We start from the raw sequence: 483 nt of genomic DNA, 5'->3' as shown, positions 1-483 counted from the left end.
GCTAAGCTAACGGGCAGTGACGTGGGGCTATAATCGCGAAGCGGCCCCGCGTTACTGTCCCAGTGACCGAAGGGAACGTGTTGAGCGTTTTGTTAGATACTTGTATTCCAACAGGGCGCTGTCCGGTCTGCCATTGCTGGTGAAATAGCTTTTCTTAGATTCATCCACCAATCATTATTTGGTTTGTTTGCGGCTCCAGACTCATTTTTGTTACAAAAATAAAAGGCATCTCCGATTTCCACTAGTTTTGTCTTCTCTTCTTCTGAAGAGGCATTCATTGCTAGCTCAATAAACTTGAGCTCAAATTGGTTATATGAAGTTATTCGTTGGACTTCATAAAGCTGATTTTGGAACTCAAGTGCCCTTTCATTAGAATAGTATGTTACCAGACCGGCTATTGCTGTAACCAAAACGCTTGTGGCAGCTGATGCAAATATTGCAACTCTAGAATTATCCTGTGACATTGAATCTCCTATGGGTATC

1 protein-coding gene is annotated in these 483 nt (G+C 42.9%); it reads right to left on the bottom strand.

All coding sequences use genetic code 11. The features are described from left to right. Positions 1-92: 92 nt before the first annotated feature. Positions 93-483, bottom strand: a 391-nt coding sequence (locus tag AC27HD_RS18865) for a hypothetical protein (RefSeq protein ID WP_487107814.1), incomplete at its 5' end; no start/stop codon positions are given.

Source organism: Alteromonas sp. 4NS20-0143 (genome assembly GCF_057542855.1).
The sequence above is the reverse complement of the archived record's forward strand: the minus strand, read 5'-3'. Positions and strand labels throughout refer to the sequence as shown.